The sequence below is a fragment of the Ohtaekwangia kribbensis genome (assembly GCF_042676245.1).
GTDB classification, from domain to species: domain Bacteria; phylum Bacteroidota; class Bacteroidia; order Cytophagales; family Cyclobacteriaceae; genus Ohtaekwangia; species Ohtaekwangia kribbensis.
Genome location: NZ_JBHTKA010000001.1, coordinates 78,202 through 100,445, shown reverse-complemented (window position 1 = coordinate 100,445; position 22,244 = coordinate 78,202). Strand labels below are relative to the sequence as shown.

The window sequence follows — 22,244 nt, the reverse complement described above, 5'->3', positions numbered from 1 at the left end:
TTTCTTACGATTCCTATATATACCTAGCGACTGCTAATTCTGTTTTTATTTTTGTCGCTGTTCTCTTTGTAGAATTTGTTTTTGATCGAATCCATACGTTGCATCATACTTCGCATGTAGGCATCGTTCAACTCATACCGTCTCAGGAAATAATCTTTATGAAAGAAATCCGGATAACGCGTTGAGTCGTTAAAGAACAATGGATCGAACTGTTGTCTGAAGAATGAAAAATGATTTCGGTCGAAATAGTGATCAAAGCGATGTATCAGACTGTCCATCTGCATGGTGTCGCCTTTTACGTTGGAGTAATAGGAAGTATAGGTTGAATCAAAGCTCACTACATTTCCCTGATCATCGTAGTGGCGGTTTACCTTGATGTTTACCTGCGGCTTATTGGCGCTATCGGCAGATGCTGTTTTCGTGTCGGCACTGGTTTGTCCGTTAGATTTTTCATTGCATCCTGAAAGAGCCAGACCAACCGTCAGCACGTATATACACCATGTATGCGCTTGTGGTATAAAGTTCATTACTTTTTTTGTGATGGTCCTCTGCCTGGCAGAAAGACCACTGTCATTACGATCAAATTTCATGGCCTTTAAGAATTTAGCACTTTAAAAAAATGCAAGCAATTTCTGTGCGGGGATATATATATCCCGGAAAAGGAGTAAAATAGAACAGCCTGACATGCATATCCGTCAGGAATTATGTCAGGCTGTCTGTGGAGAGTGAAAAAAAATCAGTGTTGGTATATTTTTAAGTTTTCTTTCAGGTTGTCACATGTATACTATAGCTATAGCATGCAATTATCGCGAGCGGATTTCCCTGCGCATGAAGGATGCATACGACAATGCAAAGCACAACACGGTTGCTGCTGCCAAACCCGTAAGCTGTGGCCACACCACCAGCAAACTTTGCCCCAGTGGGAGCGGGCTGGGTATTGTACCATATACTTGTTCCATCGTTAGAGGACTGAGGCTGCGTACGGAAGGCATTAGCAGGGTAGTAGTAGCTTCGTTAAACAGCTGGCTCGGCACAATACGCAGGAGGTTGAATATGAACTGCTGATAACGGATCACTTGCTCGGACGTGGCCATTATAGAGGGCTCCATGTTTTTGGCGATCATGTTTACCAGCAGCTGGTAGAATATAGTAAAGAATAGCCACACTGCTATACCGCATAGGGCAGCCGTTGCAGGCTGGCGGAAACGGATGGAGAATAGAATCGACAGGTTGAGCCAGAACGCCACATAACAAATGCTGATCAGTACGAAGCATAGTATACGCCAGAATTCTTCCGGAGTAGGAGGTATACCGATGCGAATGAGACCAATCCCAGTGACCAGGAGACTCAGGGTAAACAGCATGACACTGATAACAATCAGCGCTGCTGTAAATTTGGCATTGATCACATAGTCGCGATGAATGGGTTGCGCCACCAGACGGCTAAGCGTCCCGCGATTCTGTTCTGAATTGATCGCATCAAAGCCCAGGCTGATGCCCAGGAGAGGTCCTAAAAAACTGATGAACACCGTGAAGGATGGGAGTGTACCATCGGTAAGTGTGAATAGTTTAAGAAACAGAAATGCATCGGTCACGGCATCTGGTTTTGAGCCACGTGTCAGAGCGGTAAGCGAAGTATAGAGTGATCCGAAGCAGGTAAGTGCTATCAGCACAACGAGTATATTAAAACGCCAGCTTCGTACATGATCGGCTATTTCCTTGTGCACAATGACCCAGAAAGGATGTATACGCTTTTCTGCACGCAGGGGCGTAGTTGTATTTCTGACAGTCGTAATGATAGTCTTTGCCTTCATCATGATCGGGTCGGCAATAGCAGTAACATCATGCATAGCTTTCATATTCTTTGAAGTAATGATGATAGATGTCTTCGAGTCCGTATTCTTTTTTGTGCAGGTAATTCAAATCGGCTCCTGCCATTATAACTTTACGTGCTATTTGTGAAGTAACATCACGCGCACAATCTATCTGGAATGTGTTCCCCTGAATCGCTACGGTTAGCACTCCTTCGATATCCTGTAACATGCGTTGCAAGTCATTGACGGTAACAACGGACGTTACCGGGATGGTAATATGGGCTTCAATGGTAAGCGGTTCGCTTGTAAACAGATTTCCGGCCAGTGTATGTACATTCCCTTCTGCCAAAAGCTTCCCTTTAACAAACAGTCCTACCCGGTCGCATATAGCTTGTATCTGTTCAAGGTGATGCGAAGACAATAACACGGTAAGACCTTCTTCACGACTAAGCTGCACAATCAGCGACAAAAATTCCTGCACGCCTTTCGGATCGATACCGAGTGTAGGCTCGTCAAGTATAATTACTTCCGGATTTTTAATGAGCACATCAGCAAGTCCTAAACGCTGGCGCATGCCGCGTGAGTATTTACCAGCTTTTTTATGCGCTGCGTCTGCCAGTCCTACGCGGTTCAGTAACTGTTGTGCGCGTTGTGCGGCTTCACCGCGGCCTATGCCGTTCAGTTGTGCTGTATATACTATATTTTCAAAACCGGTATAGTCTTCGTAGAAACCAACGTCTTCCGGTAAATAGCCTACTCGCTTCTTTACTTCAATCGGATAACGTGTAGCGTCCCAGTTGCAGACACGTACCCTGCCGGAGGTTGGTTCCGTCAGACCTAACATCATCAGGATCGTAGTAGATTTGCCTGCACCGTTTGGTCCCAGCAATCCGAAAATTTCTCCTTTGCGAATGGTAAGATTCAGGTGATCAACCGCAGTATAATTGCCGTACTGTTTGGTCAGATCGGCTAATTCTATAATGTACTCGTTCACGGCTCACCTCCTTCCGTATTTGCGGAACAGGCTATATACCGTGCCGACAGCACCGCCCATAATGAGCACCCCAAGCCAGCCATATACCATGGACGTTTGGACCGAAACACGCAACGAAACCTTGGATGATACTTCGGGCGTTTTAGCTTCGAGGTTGGTAACATAGTCGCCTGCAATGGCCTTATCATCGGCCTGGATGGTGGCATATACTTCGGCTGTCTTTCCGGGTTCAATTACTTCTACCTGGGCTGGCTCGAAAACAACATCCCAGTTGGTGGGGGCCGCATGCGACAATTTGATATTCTTCAGGGGTGAAGAACCGTTGTTGCGCAACTGCAGGGCTATACGCCTGGTGTCACCAACTGTTATAGCAGTGCTGAGTAATCCACTGGGAGTAGTCATCTCCAGGCTATAGGACCCCGTTACAACTACTTCAAGATCAAGATTAGCTGACGTAGAGCTGGTAACAGCGGCTACTGGAATCTTATACGTGCCGGCTTCAATGGCATCCGGTGGATCAACCTCGATGGTGACACTTTCGGTGTGATTAGGCTCGGCCTGTACGGAAGTTACCTGGCGACCACTTACCTTGAAAGCTATATTCCAGCCCGGCGGAGTTTGCGCACGCAACGCATACAATTGTTTTTCTCCGGTGCGGTTTTTTAATTCCGCACTAAAGGTAAATGCAGCGTTGGCATTACCTTCCATGTTAGGTTGTTTGGTAGTGAACTCCGTGCGGTAAGTTCCCTGCTCGGATACGATGACCGTTAATGGGAGCAAAGCTATACCAGGGGCTGCCACCGTAAAGTGATATATACCTTTGTCTACTTTATAAGGCACATCAATATGAAGGTTAACGTTCTTTTTCTCACCCGGCAACACCGACAGCTCGCCAATAGCCCAGCCTCCGGATTTTAAATCATAGCTCCACCCCTTGGGGAGATTGTTGAGCGATACGGATACGTTTTTTACTAGCGATGTGTTGTTGATGATGTCGATTGTATAGTCGATCGATTGGCCGGGTGGAACAGATATTTTTGTGTAAGGGGTATATAATGTCACGCCTGTTCCTTTACCGGCTACGTGACTGGAGAGCATCGTCCCCGCCAGGGATAATATGCCAAGCAGTATTGTACGCAATGGCATGAAAAATTGCTTCATAATTTTTAATGACTTTTGTACAGGCGGCAAATTTAAAAATTGTTATAAAAATCAAAAACATTCGATGAAAAAAGTAGGTATAGTATATATATAGTATACGAATCGTGCTAATTAGCCGCCCCCGATTCTGTCAAGACTGGCAGGATTGACAGCGTTATACGCATCGGCATAAAAGTTGATGTCCGAAAAATTGACAGGGTCGTTGGTGGAGATGTATAGGGTTTCAGATGATTTGCCATGTCATATGCATGCTTGCTATTAACTTTCGTTCAGGCTGCTTTGATTCCTGCTCCAGGCTTTGCTGCAGCCATGGCTTTGGAAAAGATCGGCAATATCACGACTGATTTACACATCCTGGTTAATGGTGCCCGCGGGTGGCTTTGGTATGTTCTTGTTGCAGCTGCTTAAAAGGACAGGAGCAAACACCACAGCAAGTAGTTTGCACAAATGCAATAGCAGTGGCTATGGAATGGGGAACAGCGTCTGTGATCGATTATAAGAAGGAAGATGGCTTCTCCAAAAAAAAGTATTTTATGATGCCATGATTGATCTATCGGGAAGAATACGTTATACAAAGACCAGACAGATCATGAAACCAAAGTCTGTATTTATTAATCCGACTCCTACGCCTGTTGATATACTGACTAGTCCACTGAAAAACTTTTTCAGAGGTAAAAAAGCATATCACACTACTCCGCACGCCATCTGAAGAATATAGCAATGTGCTGCTAAGCGCCATTGACAATGGATTGAAAATTCAAGTAAGGAAAGTATTTCCGTTTGCTCAAAGTAGAGAGGCCTATGAATATGCAGAGCAACGTGGCACTATTGGTAAGAACGCTATCGAGCTGAATAGATTCGAGATTGAGTTCTGATGTAAGGGTAAAAGAGAATGAATAGACTCAAGAGAGATCGGACAGTAAGCAGGAATGATTTTTTCTGAAAATCAAACTGCACTAAAAATAAATAATCTTCCCTATACGTAAGGTACAGGGAAGATCAGATATACTCACTCGTGCTTTAGGAATGTTGTCCTACTTATATTATTCGAACTCAATCCTGAATACTGTTGCGAGCTCATCCATTTTCGTTGCGTCTGGTGTTTGCAACGTGAGTTTATTTCCTGCTAGCGACCATTTCAGTTCTGCATCGCTGCCTACTATCGAGACACGTTTTATAGTTCGATCTATGTCTGTCCGGATTTCAAGAGAAGCATTAGGTGTTGGGAGTCCTAGGGAGTATATATACATATACTTCTTATCTTTCGACACGGTAAAGCGAATATCACTCTTACCATATTTTATGGTTGCCGATTGTCCACCGAAGTGGCCTTTGTCAATTGTAGCGTCTCCATAACCGTAGATTGAGTAAGCCCGTGTCTCATACACGGCCTCTTTATGCTTGCTGATCCATTTTCCTATAGAGGCCAGAATGCTCCGCTGTTCGTTGTTGATCGTGCCATCAGCCATAGGAGATATATTCAGTAATACGATACCTTTCTTGCTCCAGACATCGATCATGTTTCGGATAACGAGTGAAGGTTCTTTATAAGTTTGTCCGTTGATGTAACACCAGCTATCATGACTTAAAGTAATATCGGTTAGCCAGTAATCTTCAGAGATGTCTGTCTTTCCGCCTTGCTCAATATCCAGTATACCTACATTTGCCGGCAAGTCTTCCTGTTTATAGGCAACAATAGGATGCTGACCGCGTGCAGTGGCTGCGTTGAAATGATGCGCCACCATTTTCTGTCGGTAGTTCTCCGGGATGCGATCCAGCCATGAATCAAACCAGATGATGTCCGGTGCATAGTTGTCAACTACCTCGTTTATCTGGTTCAGCCAGTAATCAAGAAATTCGTCTTCAGGCATGTTGCCATACAATAGCCTTAGCTTGGGATCTGTTGTTGATGTGATATAGTCAGGATGATATGGGAAATGGCTATCGTCTCCGGGATCCGGTGTGTTCTGCGCCCACTTAGAAGAGTCCTGCGCATACCGCTGAAGTAATCTTTCGTGGTGAAAGGTCGCGATGGTCTTCATGTTGTTCTTTTTAAGTTCAACAAACAAATCACCCAGTATATCTTTCTTCGGGCCCATCACTTTTGAATTCCACGGGTTTAGTTTACTATCCCACATAGCAAATCCATCATGATGTTGCGCGACAGGTCCGGCAAATTGCGCTCCGGAATTCCTGAATAACTCAGCCCATTCTTTAGCATCGAAGTGCTTCCCGGTAAACATCGGTATAAAATCATGGTAGTTGAATTGTGCGACTGGTCCAAAAGTTTTCTGGTGGTGTTCAAATATATCTCCGCCCCAGTCTTTTCGGCCCGGCACATACATCCATCGGGGATACCACTCGGAACCGTAAGCAGGTACACTGTAAACACCCCAATGAAAATATATACCAAACTTTGCATCCTTGAACCATTCGGGTTCTCTCTCAATCTTCGCGAGTGACTCCCATGTTTCTTCAAACTTTGCTTGCGCGTCAGTTGCTTTTGTATCTGCTGATTCTTTCTTGCACGAAACAAGGGCAGTGCCTAAGACTAAAATTAAAAACAGACGATTTACTTTTATCATAATGCGTTACGTTTTTAGCTGTCGGTATATATATACTTATAAATGGAAGATCTGGTCCATGACAATCCACTTTTGGCCATTTTTTGCCCACGGCAGTGGTTTCTGAAATTTCCACATCAGCTGTTCCCACTCCTGAACTTTAGGATTGTTATCATCCATAGCTGCTTTACCTTCGAAGCTAAAGCTATCTTCGGTCTCCATGATCATGAACAACCGATTCCCGGTTCTATAAATCTCCATGTTGCTGATGCCTGAGTCAGTTATACTTTTGGTGATGGCAGGCCATGCATTTTCTTTTCTGTGCCAATCTTCATATTGGGCAATTAATTCCGGATCATCTACCAGGTCCAGAGCAAGACAGTATTTTTTCATTTTTATTCAGTTCAAGCTATTTCCACCATTGCTTTTATTACGCGATAACCAGGGTTCAACCAATTTTGAAATTCATCTTTAACCTGATCAAAATTTACCCGATGGGTTATAAAAATGGTTGGATCGATTTCTTTTCTTTTAATCAGAGAGATCACATACTCAAAATCAGCTCGTGTTGCATTTCTGCTGCTCATGAGCGTTGCTTCCCTTTTGTGAAACTCCGGGTGACTGAAAGATATATCGCCCTTTTGCAAACCGATCAAAATATAGCGTGCTCCATGCGACATGTAACGAAAGGCATTATTGATCGCTTTCAGATTTCCGGTTGCATCCATAACAACGGTTGGCATATCACCATTCGTAATTGCATTTAGCTTCTCCATAACATCATCGTCTATGGCGTTGATGACGTGCTCTACCTTCAGCGTTTCTTTGCAGAATCGTAATCGATCATTATTGGTGTCGAGCGCAATTACATGTCCTCCTGCGGCACGTACAAACTCCATCGCGCCTAGTCCTATAGGTCCTGCACCGACTACTAAAACAAATTCATCTTTCGCTACCGCTGCTCTCCGTACGGCATGTGCACCAATGGCTAGTGGTTCAACTAAAGCTAAGGCGTCCAGGCTCAGTCCTTCCCCATGAACCAGCGCGTATGCTGGCACGGAATAATATTCCACCATGCCGCCATGTTCGTGAACACCACACACCTTGATCCTGACGCATGCATTTTGTTTCCCTTTACGGCAGGCGATGCACTCACCACAAGAGAAGTAAGGTATAAATGTGACGATTTCTCCAATTGCAAAGTCCGGGCAATCTTCCGCTGAAACTATCTCGCCTGCGAGTTCATGACCTAAAATGCGAGGATATTCGAAATAGGGTTGCGTGCCTTCAAAGGCATGTAAGTCAGTTCCACATATCCCGATCCTCCGGATTTTTACAATGGCATGTCCTGGTGCGGGCGTTGGCTGCGCTGCATTTATATAGTTGAACTCACCGGGTTTGGTGCAGACTAATGTTTTCATCATGGTTGTTGTATTGTCTTAAGTATATATATGGCTACTGCTCCGGGAAAGAAAAATTCACTGCGGTCAGATTCCTGTTTTTTAGTTCGCTCCAAAATGACGTTGGAATAGTTGTTTCTGCCATGGCCAGATTGGACCGCACGCGCGAAGCATTGGTGGTATTCAATGCTATACTTTTTACTCCCGGAACATTGAGTGCAAACTGTACACAGGCTTGCGCGGGACTTACACCGAATTGATTGCATACAGCAAAGAAATCTTCGCGCCATTTGAAAAGTGCATCACTTTGCATACTACCTTTTTCAACGAGACGATAGTCGAAATAATTACTTCCTACGAGAAAGCCTGAATGAAATACCGCTGAGTTGATAACATATATACCCTGGCGACTCGCTTCGGCTATAAAACGCAGGAGTTCTTCGGGATGGCTCTTTATTGTCATGCTGTTCGCAATCATAATCCAATCCAATTCCACATCCTTTGTTATTCGTTCAATGATTTTCCAATCTTTAGCACCAACGCCAACAGATTGTACTTTACCCTGTCTCTTCAAATCGTGCAATGCCCTGTAAGCTTCAAGAACATCGTTATATAATTGCTCTGAATGCCGGGCGCTGCTCGCAGCAGCTATATATTCATCAGGATCATGTACAGAAACCATTTGAGCCGGATAAGCATCCAGCAATGTGTTGCCTTGTTCAAAACATTCCAGTATACCTTCGTAACTTATTTTTTGAACAGCATCATGGTTTAAATTTTTCCATACACCCGGCTCGAACGTTGGTTCATCAGCGGTCAGTTCGGTACGAAGCCAACCAAGTTTATTGCTAATGATTACATCTTCCGGGCGGGCATTCAATTGCTTTAGACATTTGCCAAGTACCTCAAGCGCCAGGCCTGCACCATATTTACCAGCAGAATCAAACACGGCTTTTCCACCTGACAAGCGGAGACATTCGCTTACGATATTCAATTTTTCCTGTTCTTCAAGAGCAACAAATAAGTTACCCAAACCACTGGTTCCAAATACTACACGTGGAAGATCCGTAATTACTGTATCGCGCTGCAGCTTATGAGATTTTTTTATTGCCATCTTACGTTGTTACAATTCCGACCTTGCGAATGAGTTTTAATCATTTATCCGAGCGCTTGAGATTTCGTTTGCGCAATAACAAACTTAGTGTTGGTATTAAAGTTTGTCATTGCATTAAAAAGACTTTAATTTGTCAAAATCCGACTTTTGTAAACTATTCTGGTTCGTGGAGAAAAACCTGTTGAATTATAAGTTCTCGCTTTTGCACGCTGACTATGTGAAGCTGAATAAAAAGTGGAACTACACCAACGTGATAAGTCCATACTATAGAATATACTATATCGATGAAGGCGAGGGATTTATTGTAAGTAAACAGGATAAGGTAAAACTTGAACCGGGTTATTTCTACCTTCTGCCAAGCTTCACCTTGTGCAACCTGTTTTGCAAGGTATATCTGAGCCAATACTTCCTTCATTTTTTTGAAGAATCGGTGGAAGGTCTTTCACTATTTGAAAATAACCGGAGAGTGATCAAAGTATCAGCCAGCGATACAGACATTGCCAATTTTAAAAGGTTACTTGAAATTAATCCCGGGCGAGGTATAAACCGTTCAGATAATCCGAAGGAATATGAGAAGTATACTTATTACAAAAGCTACCAACAACTTAATAAGACGACCAGTGATTCAACCTTCTTCGAAACACAAGGTATAATACTTCAATTTATTTCGCGTTTTTTAAATGAGCGTGAATTTAAAAGCAGCGCCCCGGATCCGATCGCATCCAAAATCCTGGAGGCGATGCGATACATTCAGATGACCAGGGAAAATCTAACCGTTAGTTACCTGGCTGAACGAGCTAATTTACATCAGGATTATTTTTCAAGACTATTTTTACGGTATGCAGGACAACGGCCGTTAAGTTATATACATGAAAAGCGAATTGAACGTGCTCAATATCTGATTGCCACTACGGATTTGTCCTATGCAGCGATAGCGGAAGAAACAGGGTTTGAAACCTTATCTCATTTTTCAAAGGTCTTTAAAAAGGTCACCAATCTCACGCCAGGGGAGTATAAAAAACAGAATAGAGTATAGTTGATCACTTTACCGATGACACTATTCTTGTGATGAACTGCAAGTATATATATTACTCGTAGGGGATCCTGACAGTAACCGTTGTCATTACATCAGGTTTACTGTTAATTTCCATCGTGCCTTCCAGTATCTCCAAGGGCTTTCTTAACCATGAATAGACCGAGCCCATTTCCAATTGATTTTTCCGAGCCGCGATAAAACATGTTTGATATTCGATCGATCGCATAAGGAGGGATGCCCGTTCCGTTGTCGATCACATTTATAACGAGCTGTCTGTTTTCAATGCTCAATGCGTAAAAGAACCTCATGAATGGGTGAATTTTGGCCTGCCGCGGGGTACAGATTGCCATGCCTTGCAGAATAAATACGATCGGATATTGCAATTGTGGTTAATACAATTATTTTTACACAACCGATTGCAAAAGCTTTTTGAGGCGATGGGAACGACACGTGGGAAGCTTCCTTCGGGTATTTTTGTGTCTGAATAACTTATAGTCATAATGACTATAAACAACAACTTAACCCAAACCAGTATTATGAGAACGGTATTCTCGTTAGTCATGCTTTTGGCATTCTCTCTGGCAGCAACGGCTCAAAAGTTTGCCACAACTCCCTTAGTAAATCATATCTACACGGCTGATCCCTCCGCGCATGTATTCAATGGCAGGATTTATATATATCCTTCGCATGATATAGAAAGCGGTACAGCAGAAGACGATGAAGGCGGACACTTTGATATGAAAGACTATCACATTCTATCCATGGACGCAATAGGAGGAAAGGTAACAGATCACGGTGTTGCGCTTGATATAAAAGATATTCCCTGGGCCGGCCGCCAGCTGTGGGCACCAGACGCTGCCTATGCAAATAGCAAATACTATCTATACTTCCCTGTAAAAGACAAAAGCGATGTTTTCCGTATTGGTGTTGCTACCAGCGATAAACCGGAAGGACCGTTTGTTGCCGAGAAGCAACCCATTGCCGGCAGCTATAGTATTGACCCGGCTGTATTCCGCGATGACGATGGCTCCTTTTATATGTACTTCGGTGGTATTTGGGGCGGACAACTTCAACGGTGGAATAACAACAAGTATAACGCAGCCGGGCCGTTAAGACGTCCCGAAGAGCAAGCTGTTCTGCCTCGTGTAGCCAAGTTGGCAAAGGATATGAAAAGCTTCGCGGGCGAAGTAAAAGAGATCAAGCTGGTGGATGAGAACGGAAAGACATTCACGGAGAAACAAAACGATAAACGTTTCTTTGAAGCATCATGGGTACACAAGTACAATGGTAAATATTACTTCTCTTATTCAACAGGCGATACACATAATATTTGTTACGCGGTTGGCGATTCTCCCTATGGTCCCTTTACCTATAAAGGTATAGTGCTTAATCCGGTGAAGGGATGGACAAACCATCACTCGATCGTAGAGTTCAAAGGGAAGTGGTATATCTTCTATCACGATGTTGAACTTTCAGGCAAGACTCATCTTCGTAATATCAAAGTAACTGAAATCAAGCACAACGCGGATGGTACAATCCAGCCGGTGAGTGCTTTTGTGGACGAGACGCCCAAGTGATCTGGTCAGAAATTTCCGGGTAACATTTTTTGTTGCCCGGCAAAAGGATTGAAATATATAGTCTTATGTAGAATATATATACGGGCTGGTTGCTGGAGTATGTCTTGGATTTATCCGGCACTGTGCAACCACGCCTGAATTTGTTCCACTTCCGCATTTAGCAATTTTAGTATGGGGGAGATAAGGTCATTCGAAATATTATCTGAAGCAAAGTTCGCAGAGATCTACCAGGCTTTCTGGAAGAAGCTGTATAGCGTAGCCTATAATCACCTGCGAGATAAAGCGCTCGCGCAGGAAATTGTGCAGGATGTATTTGTGAAGTTGTGGTTAAACAGAGATAAAGTCAAGCAGGTAGAGAATGCAGATGCCTACTTGTTAACAGCAATACGGAATAAAATTTATGATCACTTTGATAGTGTTGCCTGCCGCAAGAAACACTACCAACGCGCACTCGAAGATTTTTCAGAAGAACGTAATGCTGTAGACGACATCATTATATTCAACGAGGGGATGAGTGTTATTCTGGATGAGTTGAAAAAAATGCCCGAAAAAACAGAAGCAGTTTTTCGATTGAGCAAATTTCATAAATACTCCAACGATGAAATTGCAGAAAAGACACAGTTGTCCTCCAAAGCAGTAGAGTACCACATCACGCAGGCTATGAAAAAATTACGCACGCGCCTGGCTATGTTTCTCTCGTAGCATTTTTTCTTATTGCTCTTTATTTAAAGAGTACAAACTTTCTATTAAAGAATACAACTCCCTGTTGCATACCCAGTAAAACCTATTTGGCATTTCTGCTTTCAATTCGTTTTTCATAAACATATTTAGGGATACCCGTTACGGCAGCCGTCTTTGTTTTGAGAAGCCGATTTCTCAATCAACCTCTACCTATGAATCACGAAGAATTAGCAGAACTTATTAAACGTTATAGATCCGGAACCGCCACACCTGAAGAGATAGCCTTACTCGATAAAATCTGGTCTGAATCCCAGACAGATACTTCTATTACTTCTGATCATACAGAAGAACAGTTGCAGGAAATCCAGGGGCAGATGTTTTCCGCTATAAAAAATGAGATCCGAAAGAAGGAACGCGCCCGGGCTAAATCGGTTTCTTATATACCATTACTCTATAAAGTTGCTGCATCTATACTGCTTGTTATGGCGGTTTCATTCTGGTGGTATAGTGCATCCAATCGCCTGCATGAAATTCGTACGGGTTTCGGAGAGCAACGCATTGTCATGCTTCCCGATCAATCCAAGGTAATACTCAATGGAAACTCTGTATTACGATATACACCCGGCTGGGATGACAATACTTCCAGAGAAGTATGGATTGAAGGTGAAGGCTTTTTCTCGGTAATCCACACAAAGAATCATCAGAAATTTATAGTGCATGGCGTTAACCAACTCAACGTTGAAGTATTAGGAACGAAGTTCAATGTAAACACGCGCCATTGCTCCTCTGAAGTGATGCTCACCGAAGGAAAAGTAAAGCTTGAACTTGCGGGAGCCGATAATAAACAACCACTTTTTTTGAAGCCGGGTGAACTGGCCACGGTAACCGATAAGGAGTTGTCTTCACAGAGCGTGAATAAGCAACGCTATACATCGTGGCTCGAAAATAAACTGTTTTTTGAACGCACACCGCTGCGTGATATATCCGGTATATTAAAAGACACCTATGGTCTGAAAGTTACATTTTCAGATCCTTCTCTGGAGACCAGAGAACTCTCTGGAGAAATATCAGCCGCTTCGGTAGACGAGATATTATACGCCATTGGAGAAACCCTGGATCTCACAATTGAGAAAAAGGGACAACAGGTCACGATAACACCAAAACACCAGTAGTATATCTATTGAATAACTAAACAACCCAAACCATGATGAGACACTACTTTATTAACCGTTACTTAAGATGGTGCTGTCTTAGTATAGCACTTCTAAGTTCTGCACACGTGATGAATGCCCAGGGACATTTGTACGCTGACGCGAAAAGAACAAATAGTCTTTCTCCCCAGGCAAAGCGCTCTTTGCACGAAGTACTTTCGGAAATCCAGGCGCATTTTAAAGTCTCTTTTGTATATGAGTCAACCGTGATTGATGGCAAGGAGATAGTCGGTAAAATTACATATAGCAACAATCTTGAAAAGACGCTAAGTGCCGTGTTGGCACCTGTTGGATTAAAGTATAGGAAGATCAACAAATCTACATACTCCATTGTGCCCACTTCCACTTCGCCAGGTATCCGAAAAGAAACGGATACAGTGAAGACCAACAGCAGTGATAGTGACCTTGTTCTGGAAGCTTATACAGAACAAACCCGTAATTCAAATCCGGATACAGATATAGCTATACTTGTTAACGGTCGTGTAACCGATGAGAACGACAGCGCTATACCGGGAGCCAATATCCTGATAAAGGGAACAGCTGTAGGAACTACAACGGACACCGATGGCAGGTTTTCGCTCGAAGTTCCCGATGCTGCTGCTATACTGGTGGTAAGCTTTATCGGTTTTGTATCACAGGAAATTGTAGTCGGTAATCAAACGAACATCGCTATAGCTTTGAAACCCGATGTTCAGCAACTGGGTGAAGTTGTTGTTGTGGGTTATGGTACACAAAAGAAAGCATCGTTAACCGGGGCTATATCATCTGTCTCTGCGAAAGAGATCAGTGCGCAACCCGTAGTAAACGTAGGGCAGGCTCTGCAAGGTCGTATAGCCGGTGTTTCCGTTACCAACAATGGTGCACCGGGTGAAGCTCCGATCATTCGCGTAAGAGGTGTAGGTACCATTAACAACGCCAATCCTTTATTTGTGGTAGATGGATTTCCAACATCCGATCTGAATAGTTTTAACCCGAAGGATATAGAGTCAGTAGATGTATTGAAAGATGCAAGCGCTGCTGCGATCTATGGTTCCAGGGCATCCAACGGTGTTGTGTTGATTACAACCAAAAGCGGATCACTCAATAAAAAGCTCACGGTAAATTTTGATAGTTACTACGGAGTAGAGCAGGCGTGGCGAAAGCTGGATTTGCTGAACACAAATCAATATATAGACTTCGCTACAGAATTAATGACCAATGCAGATATCTATAAGAATGAAACCAACGGCAGCGATCCGGATGTAGTGGTTGGCTCGGGTGTGCCTGACAGAATTGAGTTGGGAGGATTGGATCAACCCATCAACTCACAGACCTCGCAGACCTTCAGACAAACCAACACCGACTGGCAGGATGAGATGTTCCGAACAGGCCGCATTCAGCAGCATAAAGTAGAATTATCAGGAGGCTCCGCGGCATCAAAAATGTTTGCATCCTTCGGCTACTTCGAACAGGAAGGTATTATGCTGGGTACAGGCTATCAACGCGGTGATGTGAGATTAAATACAGATCACAACGTGTCGAAGCGAGTAAAGGTAGGTCAGAATTTTTATGTCGCTTATGACGAGCGTAAAGTAGAACAGCAGTCGGGTGGAAGAACGCAGCTGCAGCACATGTTCAGAAGCTCGCCTTATTTCCCGGTATATAACCCGGATAACTTCGGTGGATTTTTTGGTGCGCAGAGTGTAGATGGTTCCGATCCGGAAAACCCCGTAAGAATTGCTTTACAGGATCAGCAAAATCAACAACGATTAAAGATCCTGGGTAATGCGTATGTAGATGTGAAGATATTCGATTTCCTGACGTACCGCTTCAAGGCAGGTGTTGACTATGTTGCGTATACACAGCGAAGTCACTCGGCAGCTTATAATACAGGAGGATATTCAAACCGCGCAGCAGCATTGGTAAATCAGAATCGCCAGGACTTTACATCTGTACTTCTTACTAACCAGTTAACATTCGATAAAAGTTTTGGAAAGCATTCCATCAATGCAACGGTGGTTGCCGAGCAACAGACTAACAAATTCTCACAGATTACAGGAGCCGGAGAGAATGCGATCTCGAATGATATATATCAACCCGTTGGCTTATCGAAAATAAGTTTTAACGGAGATAAGTCGGAGTCTGCGTTGATCTCCTATATCGGAAGAGTAAACTATGAATATGCAGGTAAATATTTACTCGGTGCTTCGTTCAGACGCGATGGATCTTCACGCTTCAGTCCTGCGAACCGCTGGGGTAACTTTCCAGCTGTGTCTGCCGGCTGGCGCATCAGTGAAGAACCATTCCTGGTGAACAATGATATCGTAAGTGATCTTAAACTTCGTGCCAGCTATGGCGTGACCGGTAATAATAGCAGTGGAGACTATGCATGGATATCCACTATATCCAGCAACCAGATCTATCAAATCGGAGGCGCTGCTGTAACCGGGTATACAATCCGCGCACTTGCTAACTCCAATCTCACGTGGGAGTCAACCTATATGACAAATATAGGTTTGGATATGGGCGTACTCAATAATCAATTGACCTTGTCAGTTGAGTACTTCAACAACAAAACAAAAGACATGATTATATCACGCCCGATTCCGTTGTCCTTCGGCTATGATGTAAATCCGTTTGACAACGTTGGTGAAGTTGAGAACAAAGGTGTTGAAGTTGAACTCGGTTATGAGAAGTCATCCGGTAATTTAACCTTCGGTGTTTCCGGAAATATATCCTTCATCAAAAATGAAGTGCTGAGCCTGGGTGAGAAAGGTACCACCATCGCGCAAGGCGATTGGTATGGCGATAACCTCACGCTCACAAAAGTGGGAGAGCCTATAGGCTATTTCAACGGCTATGTAGTGGATGGTATATTTCAGGAAGGAGAAGCTCACCCGATGCAACCCAATGCAAGAGCCGGAGATATTCGCTTTAAGGACGTTACCGGTGATGGTATACTGAACGCTGAGGATAAAATGAATGTTGGGCACTTCCTTCCCGATTTTTCGTACGGTGTAAATTTCTCTGCCAACTGGAAAGGATTTGATGCTGCACTCTTTTTACAAGGCGTTTCCGGAAATGAAATCTATAGTATCGTAAAGTATGATCTGGAAGGTATGACCAGGTTGTTCAATGCAGGAACAGCAGTGTTAGACCGATGGACTCCCGAAAACCCCAATACAAATGTACCAAGAGCTATATCCGGTGACCCGAATCAGAATGCAAGAGCTTCCGATCGCTTTGTAGAGAACGGTTCGTATTTCAGAATCAAGAACCTGACACTGGGGTATAATTTTTCATCTCCCGGTTCTTTCACAGCTGGAGCTGTAACAAGACTAAGAATATATACCACCATGCAAAACCTGCTCACCATTACAAAGTATAAGAGCGGTTACGATCCCGAGATTGGTAACCGGAACCTGAGCACCAACGGTCTGACAGCCGGAATTGACTACGGCCAGTTTCCGCAGGCAAGAAGCATTGTAGTCGGAATACAAGTAGGGTTTTAAAATCGGTTTTCATTTGATCCATTAATAAGCATTACAATGAAAAGAAAATTAATACTATCACTGATCGGGACATTGGCGTTCGCGTTTTCGTGTAACGACAGTATACTGGACAAGAGTAATCCCAATGAATTCACACCGGATTCATTCTACAAAAATGGTGATCAGATCGTAGGCGGTGTAAATGCAGTTTACTCAAGCCTGCAAAGCCTTGATCTTTTTTGCCGCGAGTATTTCTTCCTGCACGACATGCGCGGTGATGATGTAGCATCGGGCGGTGGCCAGCTTGAAACACATCGTGGACAATTACTGACCGGAACACACGATGCATCCAACGGAGTGCTCATGCAGGTTTGGCGCGGATGGTATAGACTTATTCATCAAGCCAACCAGGTAATTGATAACGCACCGAAGGCTACTGAAAATGTTACCGAAGAATTGAAATTACGTGTGGTAGGTGAAGCCAAATTTTTGAGAGCATTGGCTTACTTCGATCTTGTAACGGTATGGGGCGGAGTGCCTTTAATGGAAACCTACGCGAAAGCAATCGGTGAAGATAAACCTCGTGCATCCGTAGAACAAGTATATACCCTGATCATCTCTGATCTGGAGAACGCTATAGCAAACCTTCCGGTGAAGTCAGCATACAATGCCAGCAACGTAGGAAGGGCTAATAAGGAAGCTGCTCAGAATCTGCTGGCCCGGGTATATATGCAGCGAGGACAGTATAATTTGGCTGAACCGCTCTTAGAGTCCATCATCACAGGTGGGGCCTTTGATAGCTGGGTAGATGTATCATACATCGAGAACTTCAGAGAAGAAAATGAGTTCAATGCCGAGTCACTGTTCGAAGTTGCTTTCACAGAAGCCAACGGTGGGTCTAGCTGGGATGCTTCCGGACAAGGAACGAGCACCGAAGTTACGTTCCGTGGACAAGAGTACGGACCGAACGCATGGCGAAACCTGATTCCATCAACCTCTTTAATGGAAGAGTATGAGAAAGTAGCAGACGGTGATCCGAAGGATGACCCCCGCTATAATTACTCTTTCTATTTCATAGGTGATAAATACTCGAACGATACCAAAGTGCTTGAAAACTGGGGCTGGAAAAAGTATCAGAAAATATACAAGGCCGATAATGAAGATCAACGATCAGGCATCAACATGCGGGTTATGCGGTATGCTGAAGTGTTGCTGAACATGGCTGAAGTTCAGAATGCCCTGGGTAATGATGCCGATGCTATAGCGTACCTCAACGAAGTGAGATCACGAGAAGGTGTTGAAATGCCGCCATACCCAACGGCCAATTACCCGGTGAATACGCCTGCAGAAGTTTTCAGGGCAATTATTCATGAGCGAAGAGTTGAACTGGCAGGCGAGCAGATCCGGAACAGAGATATACTTCGCTGGCGCGCGCTTGGAAAATTAACCTCAGAGCCGCTCGCATATTATTCGGAAAAACATGCATTGGCTCCTATACCGCAGCAGGAAATTAACAGTAATGCTGTGTTAACGGAGGCCGACCAAAACCCCGGTTGGTAGTCTGTTGCCAAGTCAGTTATAGTCATGGAAAGGAGCGAGTTTTTTCTCGCTCCTTTTCGTGTTAAAGTCAATTGAATATATACCCTAGCGTATGATGCCTGTAGAGAAAATATGTAAGACAATGAGCGTTTTGAATGGCGCTTGTATTCGCCTGCTTGCTATAGCAATGCTTGGTTTCCTATTGATAACTTGTAGTCGACAGGAAGAGAAAACATTATTTCAATTGCTGTCATCATCGGATACCGGTATCACTTTTAATAACCGGCTTACCGAATCCGATAGTTTCAATGTGCTAAGTTTTGAATATATCTACAACGGTGCAGGGGTAGGTGTTGGCGATGTAAACAACGATGGACTGACGGATATATTCTTTGCCGGTAATATGGTGCCGAGTACGCTATACCTGAATAAAGGTAATTTCGAATTTGACGACATCAGCGAAAGCGCTTCTATAAAAACCAACGTATGGTGTACAGGCGTGTCCATGGTTGATATAAACCAGGATGGATTACTCGATGTATATATATCTACGATTCAGCCTCATGCCAGCAAGGCAGCTGTGCCGAATCTTTTATACCTCAACAAAGGTGTCAACCAGGAAGGCATTCCGGTATTTGAAGAAGTTGCAGCCAAAGTAGGACTGGCTGATTCGAGCTATGCAACGCAGGCCGCTTTCCTCGATTACGATCTGGATGGCGATCTCGACATGTATATGTTAACCAACGCGCTTGAGTCGTATAACCGAAACCAGATCATGGGACTGCGGAACGATGGTACCGGAAAGAGTGTCGATAAGTTCTATCGCAATGAAGGAGTGGTGAATGGTTTACCCGTTTTTAAAGATATATCCCGCGAGGTTGGTGTACAGGCTGAAGGGTGGGGACTCGGCATTGTAGTGAACGATATTAACCGCGATGGCTATCCAGACCTATATATCGCGAATGATTTCATGTCTAACGATCATCTATATATCAATACAGGTGATGGTAAGTTTGTTAATAACATAGGGGCAATGCTCAAGCACCAGGAGCAGAACGGAATGGGCATCGATATAGCCGACATCAACAACGATGCATTGAATGACATCGTGGTGTTGGATATGTTGCCCGATGACAACCTGCGTCAAAAAACAATGTTCTCAACAGTCGGCTACGATCGCTTCCGCCTTTTTCGTGAGAAGGGATACGAGTATCAATACATCCGGAATGTACTGCAGCTTAACAACGGCAACAACTCGTTCAGTGATATCGGATATTTATCCGGTATATATGCAACCGACTGGAGCTGGAGCAGCTTGTTTGCTGATTTCGACAACGATGGTTATCGCGATCTGTTTGTGGGCAACGGGTATCGCAAGGATGTTACCGATCAGGATTTTATTGCATACGGTAAAGAGCTTGCCATGTTCAGCACCGACAGAAACAGAATGAAACACATTCGCGAAGAAGTGGAAAAGTTACCCGGTGTGCGAAAGCCTAATTTCCTCTTTCGTAACAATGGCGATCTGACATTTACCGATAAGGCTAAAGCATGGGGGCTCGATCAACCATCGTATTCCAATGGTGCTGCTTATGCTGACCTGGATAATGATGGGGATCTTGACCTGGTTACCAACAACATTAACGATGAAGCATTTGTTTATCGCAATGATCTCATCACCGACAAGACGAAAAGTGATTATCATTATCTGAGAATCAAACTGCAGGGAGAAAAAGGCAACCTGGCAGGGTATGGAACAACGATAACCCTATACGCAAATGGAGCGGTGCATTATGCCGAACATCAGACTATACGCGGTTATAAATCTACAGTCGAGAACATCGAGCACATTGGTCTTGGTAAAGTACCTTCGGGTAAAGTTGATTCCATTAAAATAACGTGGGCAGGAGGGAAGCGTCAGATCTTGCGGAATGTTCCCGTCAACCAGGTCATCACGGTGAAGCAGCGCGATGCCGTTGCAACGCGCGAGCAGCGTGCTCCTTTGGTAACTATAGTAACGGAGTCTCATAAGGCCATGGGGATACACTATCAACATCGGGAGGACGAATTTGTTGATTTTCTGGAAGGTCAGTTTTTGTTGCCGCACAAGCATTCACAGGACGGACCCGGTATAACCGTAGGGGATGTTGATGGTGATGGGCTTGATGATTTTATACTGGGAGGATCGGCCGGAAAACGCGCTAAAATATACCTGCAGCAGCAGAATGGTTCATTCAAAACGGACTCTCTTCAGGTAAAAGTAGCAGAAGACGTGGGGATACTTCTTTTTGATGCAGACAATGATGGAGACGAGGATTTATACTGTGTTAGCGGAAGCTCTGAATTTAAACACGACAAAGTAAATTACCAGGATCGGTTCTACAGAAATTCAGGCAAAGGTAAATTCGTGTATGAAGCAAACGCTTTACCAGAACTTACCAGCAGCGGAAGTTGTGTAGTAGCAAGTGACTTTGATCGTGATGGAGATCTCGACCTCTTTGTAGGAGGAAGAGTTGTTCCCATGCGCTATCCGGAAACACCGGACAGTTATCTTCTGGTCAATACAGGCGATGGTAAATTTGAGAATAAGACATCAATATTCTCTTCAGAACTTGGCAACGTTGGTATGGTAACTTCGGCAATTTGGTCTGATGTAAACAATGATGACTGGACTGATTTGATCGTGGTGGGAGAGTGGATGCCAATAACTTTTTTTATCAACGAAAAAGGTAAATCATTTACACCTGTAACATTGCAGAACTCGGCCGGATGGTGGAACAGTATATCCGGTGGCGACTTTGATAACGATGGTGATATAGACTATATAGCGGGCAACCTCGGACGTAATTCAATCTATAAAGCTTCTGTTGAAGAACCCGTAACGGTATATGCAAAAGACTTTGATAACAACGGATCCGTTGATCCAATTCATTGCCGGTATATCCAGGGAAAGGAATACCCGGTGCACCCGCGTGAAGCACTTACCGGCCAGATTCCAGGTCTGCGCGGTGTTGCAACCCGTTATTCGCTATATGGCGGCATGGGTATACGTGATCTATTCTCCAACGAGAAACTTCAGAATGCGATGGTGTTGAAAAGTACGATGCTGTCATCGGTATATATTCAAAACAACGGGAGTCATAAATTCGAAGTAAAACCGCTGCCATCGGAAGCGCAGTTTACACCCATGTTTGGCACGCTGATAACAGACCTGGATGAAGATGGTAATCTGGATATACTCTCCGTTGGTAATTCGTATGCATGCGAAGTCTTATCCGGTTATTATGATGCAGGCATCGGTAATTATCTCCGGGGTGATGGTAAAGGGAATTTTAAAGCAGTTCCCGTTACACAATCCGGTTTTTTTGTTGATGGCGATGCGAAAGCTATAGCGAGGTTGATCTCAACAGAGGGAAGAGAATTATTCCTCGTTACCCAAAACAGGGATAGCCTTAAAGTATTCAGGAAGCCCGCCATAAGTGCAGGTGAGTCGGTTGTCCGACCAAAACCAGGCGATGAATATGCTATCGTTGAACTTGCCAATGGAAAAAAGAGGAAGGAAGAGCTATATATAGGGAGTGGGTATCTTTCATCTTCGGGCAGGGCTTTCGTTAAAAATAGAACTGTCTCAAAGGTGACAACCTCCGGGAGAAGTAAGTGAAAAGCGTGATCATTTGAACGAA

Annotated in this window: 16 protein-coding genes; 7 read left to right on the top strand and 9 right to left on the bottom strand. The window is 44.0% G+C overall.

Features of this window, described 5'->3' with window-relative positions; translation table 11 throughout:
- Positions 1 to 23: 23 nt before the first annotated feature.
- From ACFQ21_RS00465 to ACFQ21_RS00430, 8 genes are all read right to left on the bottom strand, one after another.
- A complete protein-coding gene (locus tag ACFQ21_RS00465; RefSeq protein ID WP_377573265.1) occupies positions 24 to 590 on the bottom strand; it encodes a hypothetical protein in 567 nt (188 codons plus the stop codon).
- Positions 591 to 803: 213 nt separating this feature from the next.
- Positions 804 to 1,859 carry an ABC transporter permease gene (locus tag ACFQ21_RS00460; RefSeq protein ID WP_377573263.1) on the bottom strand — a complete coding sequence of 352 codons (1,056 nt, stop codon included), beginning with the start codon at positions 1,857 to 1,859 and terminating at the stop codon, positions 804 to 806.
- Entirely contained in the window at positions 1,843 to 2,808 is a 966-nt protein-coding gene (locus tag ACFQ21_RS00455) for an ABC transporter ATP-binding protein (protein WP_377573260.1), read from the bottom strand. Before ACFQ21_RS00455 ends, ACFQ21_RS00460 begins: the two co-directional genes overlap by 17 nt.
- A gap of 3 nt (positions 2,809 to 2,811) precedes the next feature.
- Complete coding sequence (locus ACFQ21_RS00450) at positions 2,812 to 3,969, bottom strand: COG1470 family protein (RefSeq protein ID WP_377573257.1); 1,158 nt, start codon at positions 3,967 to 3,969, stop codon at positions 2,812 to 2,814.
- A 1,043-nt stretch (positions 3,970 to 5,012) separates the two neighbouring features.
- A complete protein-coding gene (locus tag ACFQ21_RS00445) occupies positions 5,013 to 6,554 on the bottom strand; it encodes an alpha-L-fucosidase (protein WP_377573255.1) in 1,542 nt (513 codons plus the stop codon).
- A gap of 36 nt (positions 6,555 to 6,590) precedes the next feature.
- Positions 6,591 to 6,926, bottom strand: coding sequence for an L-rhamnose mutarotase (locus ACFQ21_RS00440; RefSeq protein WP_377573253.1), 336 nt, complete (start codon positions 6,924 to 6,926; stop codon positions 6,591 to 6,593).
- An 11-nt stretch (positions 6,927 to 6,937) separates the two neighbouring features.
- Positions 6,938 to 7,954, bottom strand: a complete 1,017-nt coding sequence (locus ACFQ21_RS00435) for a zinc-binding alcohol dehydrogenase family protein (protein ID WP_377578226.1) — start codon at positions 7,952 to 7,954, stop codon at positions 6,938 to 6,940.
- Positions 7,955 to 7,988: 34 nt separating this feature from the next.
- A complete protein-coding gene (locus ACFQ21_RS00430; RefSeq protein WP_377573250.1) occupies positions 7,989 to 9,047 on the bottom strand; it encodes an aldo/keto reductase in 1,059 nt (352 codons plus the stop codon).
- A gap of 166 nt (positions 9,048 to 9,213) precedes the next feature.
- On the opposite strand from ACFQ21_RS00430, the gene ACFQ21_RS00425 reads away from it, so the two are divergent.
- Positions 9,214 to 10,083, top strand: a complete 870-nt coding sequence (locus ACFQ21_RS00425; RefSeq protein WP_377573247.1) for a helix-turn-helix domain-containing protein — start codon at positions 9,214 to 9,216, stop codon at positions 10,081 to 10,083.
- A gap of 104 nt (positions 10,084 to 10,187) precedes the next feature.
- Here the strand turns inward: ACFQ21_RS00425 and ACFQ21_RS00420 are convergent, their stop codons facing one another.
- Positions 10,188 to 10,391, bottom strand: coding sequence for an ATP-binding protein (locus ACFQ21_RS00420; RefSeq protein WP_377573245.1), 204 nt, complete (start codon positions 10,389 to 10,391; stop codon positions 10,188 to 10,190).
- A gap of 228 nt (positions 10,392 to 10,619) precedes the next feature.
- Here ACFQ21_RS00420 and ACFQ21_RS00415 point away from each other — a divergent pair, with 228 nt between their 5' ends.
- From ACFQ21_RS00415 to ACFQ21_RS00390, 6 genes are all read left to right on the top strand, one after another.
- Positions 10,620 to 11,660: a glycoside hydrolase family 43 protein gene (locus ACFQ21_RS00415; RefSeq protein ID WP_377573242.1), complete on the top strand. Its 1,041-nt coding sequence runs from the start codon at positions 10,620 to 10,622 to the stop codon at positions 11,658 to 11,660.
- A 171-nt stretch (positions 11,661 to 11,831) separates the two neighbouring features.
- Positions 11,832 to 12,362: an RNA polymerase sigma-70 factor gene (locus ACFQ21_RS00410; RefSeq protein ID WP_377573239.1), complete on the top strand. Its 531-nt coding sequence runs from the start codon at positions 11,832 to 11,834 to the stop codon at positions 12,360 to 12,362.
- 191 nt (positions 12,363 to 12,553) lie between these two features.
- A complete protein-coding gene (locus ACFQ21_RS00405; RefSeq protein WP_377573236.1) occupies positions 12,554 to 13,513 on the top strand; it encodes a FecR family protein in 960 nt (319 codons plus the stop codon).
- Positions 13,514 to 13,545: 32 nt separating this feature from the next.
- Positions 13,546 to 17,043, top strand: a complete 3,498-nt coding sequence (locus ACFQ21_RS00400; RefSeq protein WP_377573234.1) for a SusC/RagA family TonB-linked outer membrane protein — start codon at positions 13,546 to 13,548, stop codon at positions 17,041 to 17,043.
- Positions 17,044 to 17,079: 36 nt separating this feature from the next.
- Positions 17,080 to 18,582, top strand: coding sequence for a RagB/SusD family nutrient uptake outer membrane protein (locus ACFQ21_RS00395; protein WP_377573232.1), 1,503 nt, complete (start codon positions 17,080 to 17,082; stop codon positions 18,580 to 18,582).
- Positions 18,583 to 18,703: 121 nt separating this feature from the next.
- Positions 18,704 to 22,222, top strand: a complete 3,519-nt coding sequence (locus ACFQ21_RS00390) for a VCBS repeat-containing protein (protein WP_377573229.1) — start codon at positions 18,704 to 18,706, stop codon at positions 22,220 to 22,222.
- The last annotated feature ends 22 nt before the right edge of the window (positions 22,223 to 22,244 follow it).

What these genes read in the sequence shown, in the direction of transcription:
- ACFQ21_RS00400 (WP_377573234.1), top strand. Translation starts at nt 13,546, where the DNA reads ATGATGAGACACTACTTTATTAACCGTTACTTAAGATGGTGCTGTCTT.
- ACFQ21_RS00465 (WP_377573265.1), bottom strand. Translation starts at nt 590, where the DNA reads ATGAAATTTGATCGTAATGACAGTGGTCTTTCTGCCAGGCAGAGGACC.
- ACFQ21_RS00440 (WP_377573253.1), bottom strand. Translation starts at nt 6,926, where the DNA reads ATGAAAAAATACTGTCTTGCTCTGGACCTGGTAGATGATCCGGAATTA.
- ACFQ21_RS00415 (WP_377573242.1), top strand. Translation starts at nt 10,620, where the DNA reads ATGAGAACGGTATTCTCGTTAGTCATGCTTTTGGCATTCTCTCTGGCA.
- ACFQ21_RS00420 (WP_377573245.1), bottom strand. Translation starts at nt 10,391, where the DNA reads ATGAGGTTCTTTTACGCATTGAGCATTGAAAACAGACAGCTCGTTATA.
- ACFQ21_RS00405 (WP_377573236.1), top strand. Translation starts at nt 12,554, where the DNA reads ATGAATCACGAAGAATTAGCAGAACTTATTAAACGTTATAGATCCGGA.
- ACFQ21_RS00450 (WP_377573257.1), bottom strand. Translation starts at nt 3,969, where the DNA reads ATGAAGCAATTTTTCATGCCATTGCGTACAATACTGCTTGGCATATTA.
- ACFQ21_RS00430 (WP_377573250.1), bottom strand. Translation starts at nt 9,047, where the DNA reads ATGGCAATAAAAAAATCTCATAAGCTGCAGCGCGATACAGTAATTACG.
- ACFQ21_RS00435 (WP_377578226.1), bottom strand. Translation starts at nt 7,954, where the DNA reads ATGAAAACATTAGTCTGCACCAAACCCGGTGAGTTCAACTATATAAAT.
- ACFQ21_RS00395 (WP_377573232.1), top strand. Translation starts at nt 17,080, where the DNA reads ATGAAAAGAAAATTAATACTATCACTGATCGGGACATTGGCGTTCGCG.
- ACFQ21_RS00390 (WP_377573229.1), top strand. Translation starts at nt 18,704, where the DNA reads ATGAGCGTTTTGAATGGCGCTTGTATTCGCCTGCTTGCTATAGCAATG.
- ACFQ21_RS00445 (WP_377573255.1), bottom strand. Translation starts at nt 6,554, where the DNA reads ATGATAAAAGTAAATCGTCTGTTTTTAATTTTAGTCTTAGGCACTGCC.
- ACFQ21_RS00460 (WP_377573263.1), bottom strand. Translation starts at nt 1,859, where the DNA reads ATGAAAGCTATGCATGATGTTACTGCTATTGCCGACCCGATCATGATG.
- ACFQ21_RS00410 (WP_377573239.1), top strand. Translation starts at nt 11,832, where the DNA reads ATGGGGGAGATAAGGTCATTCGAAATATTATCTGAAGCAAAGTTCGCA.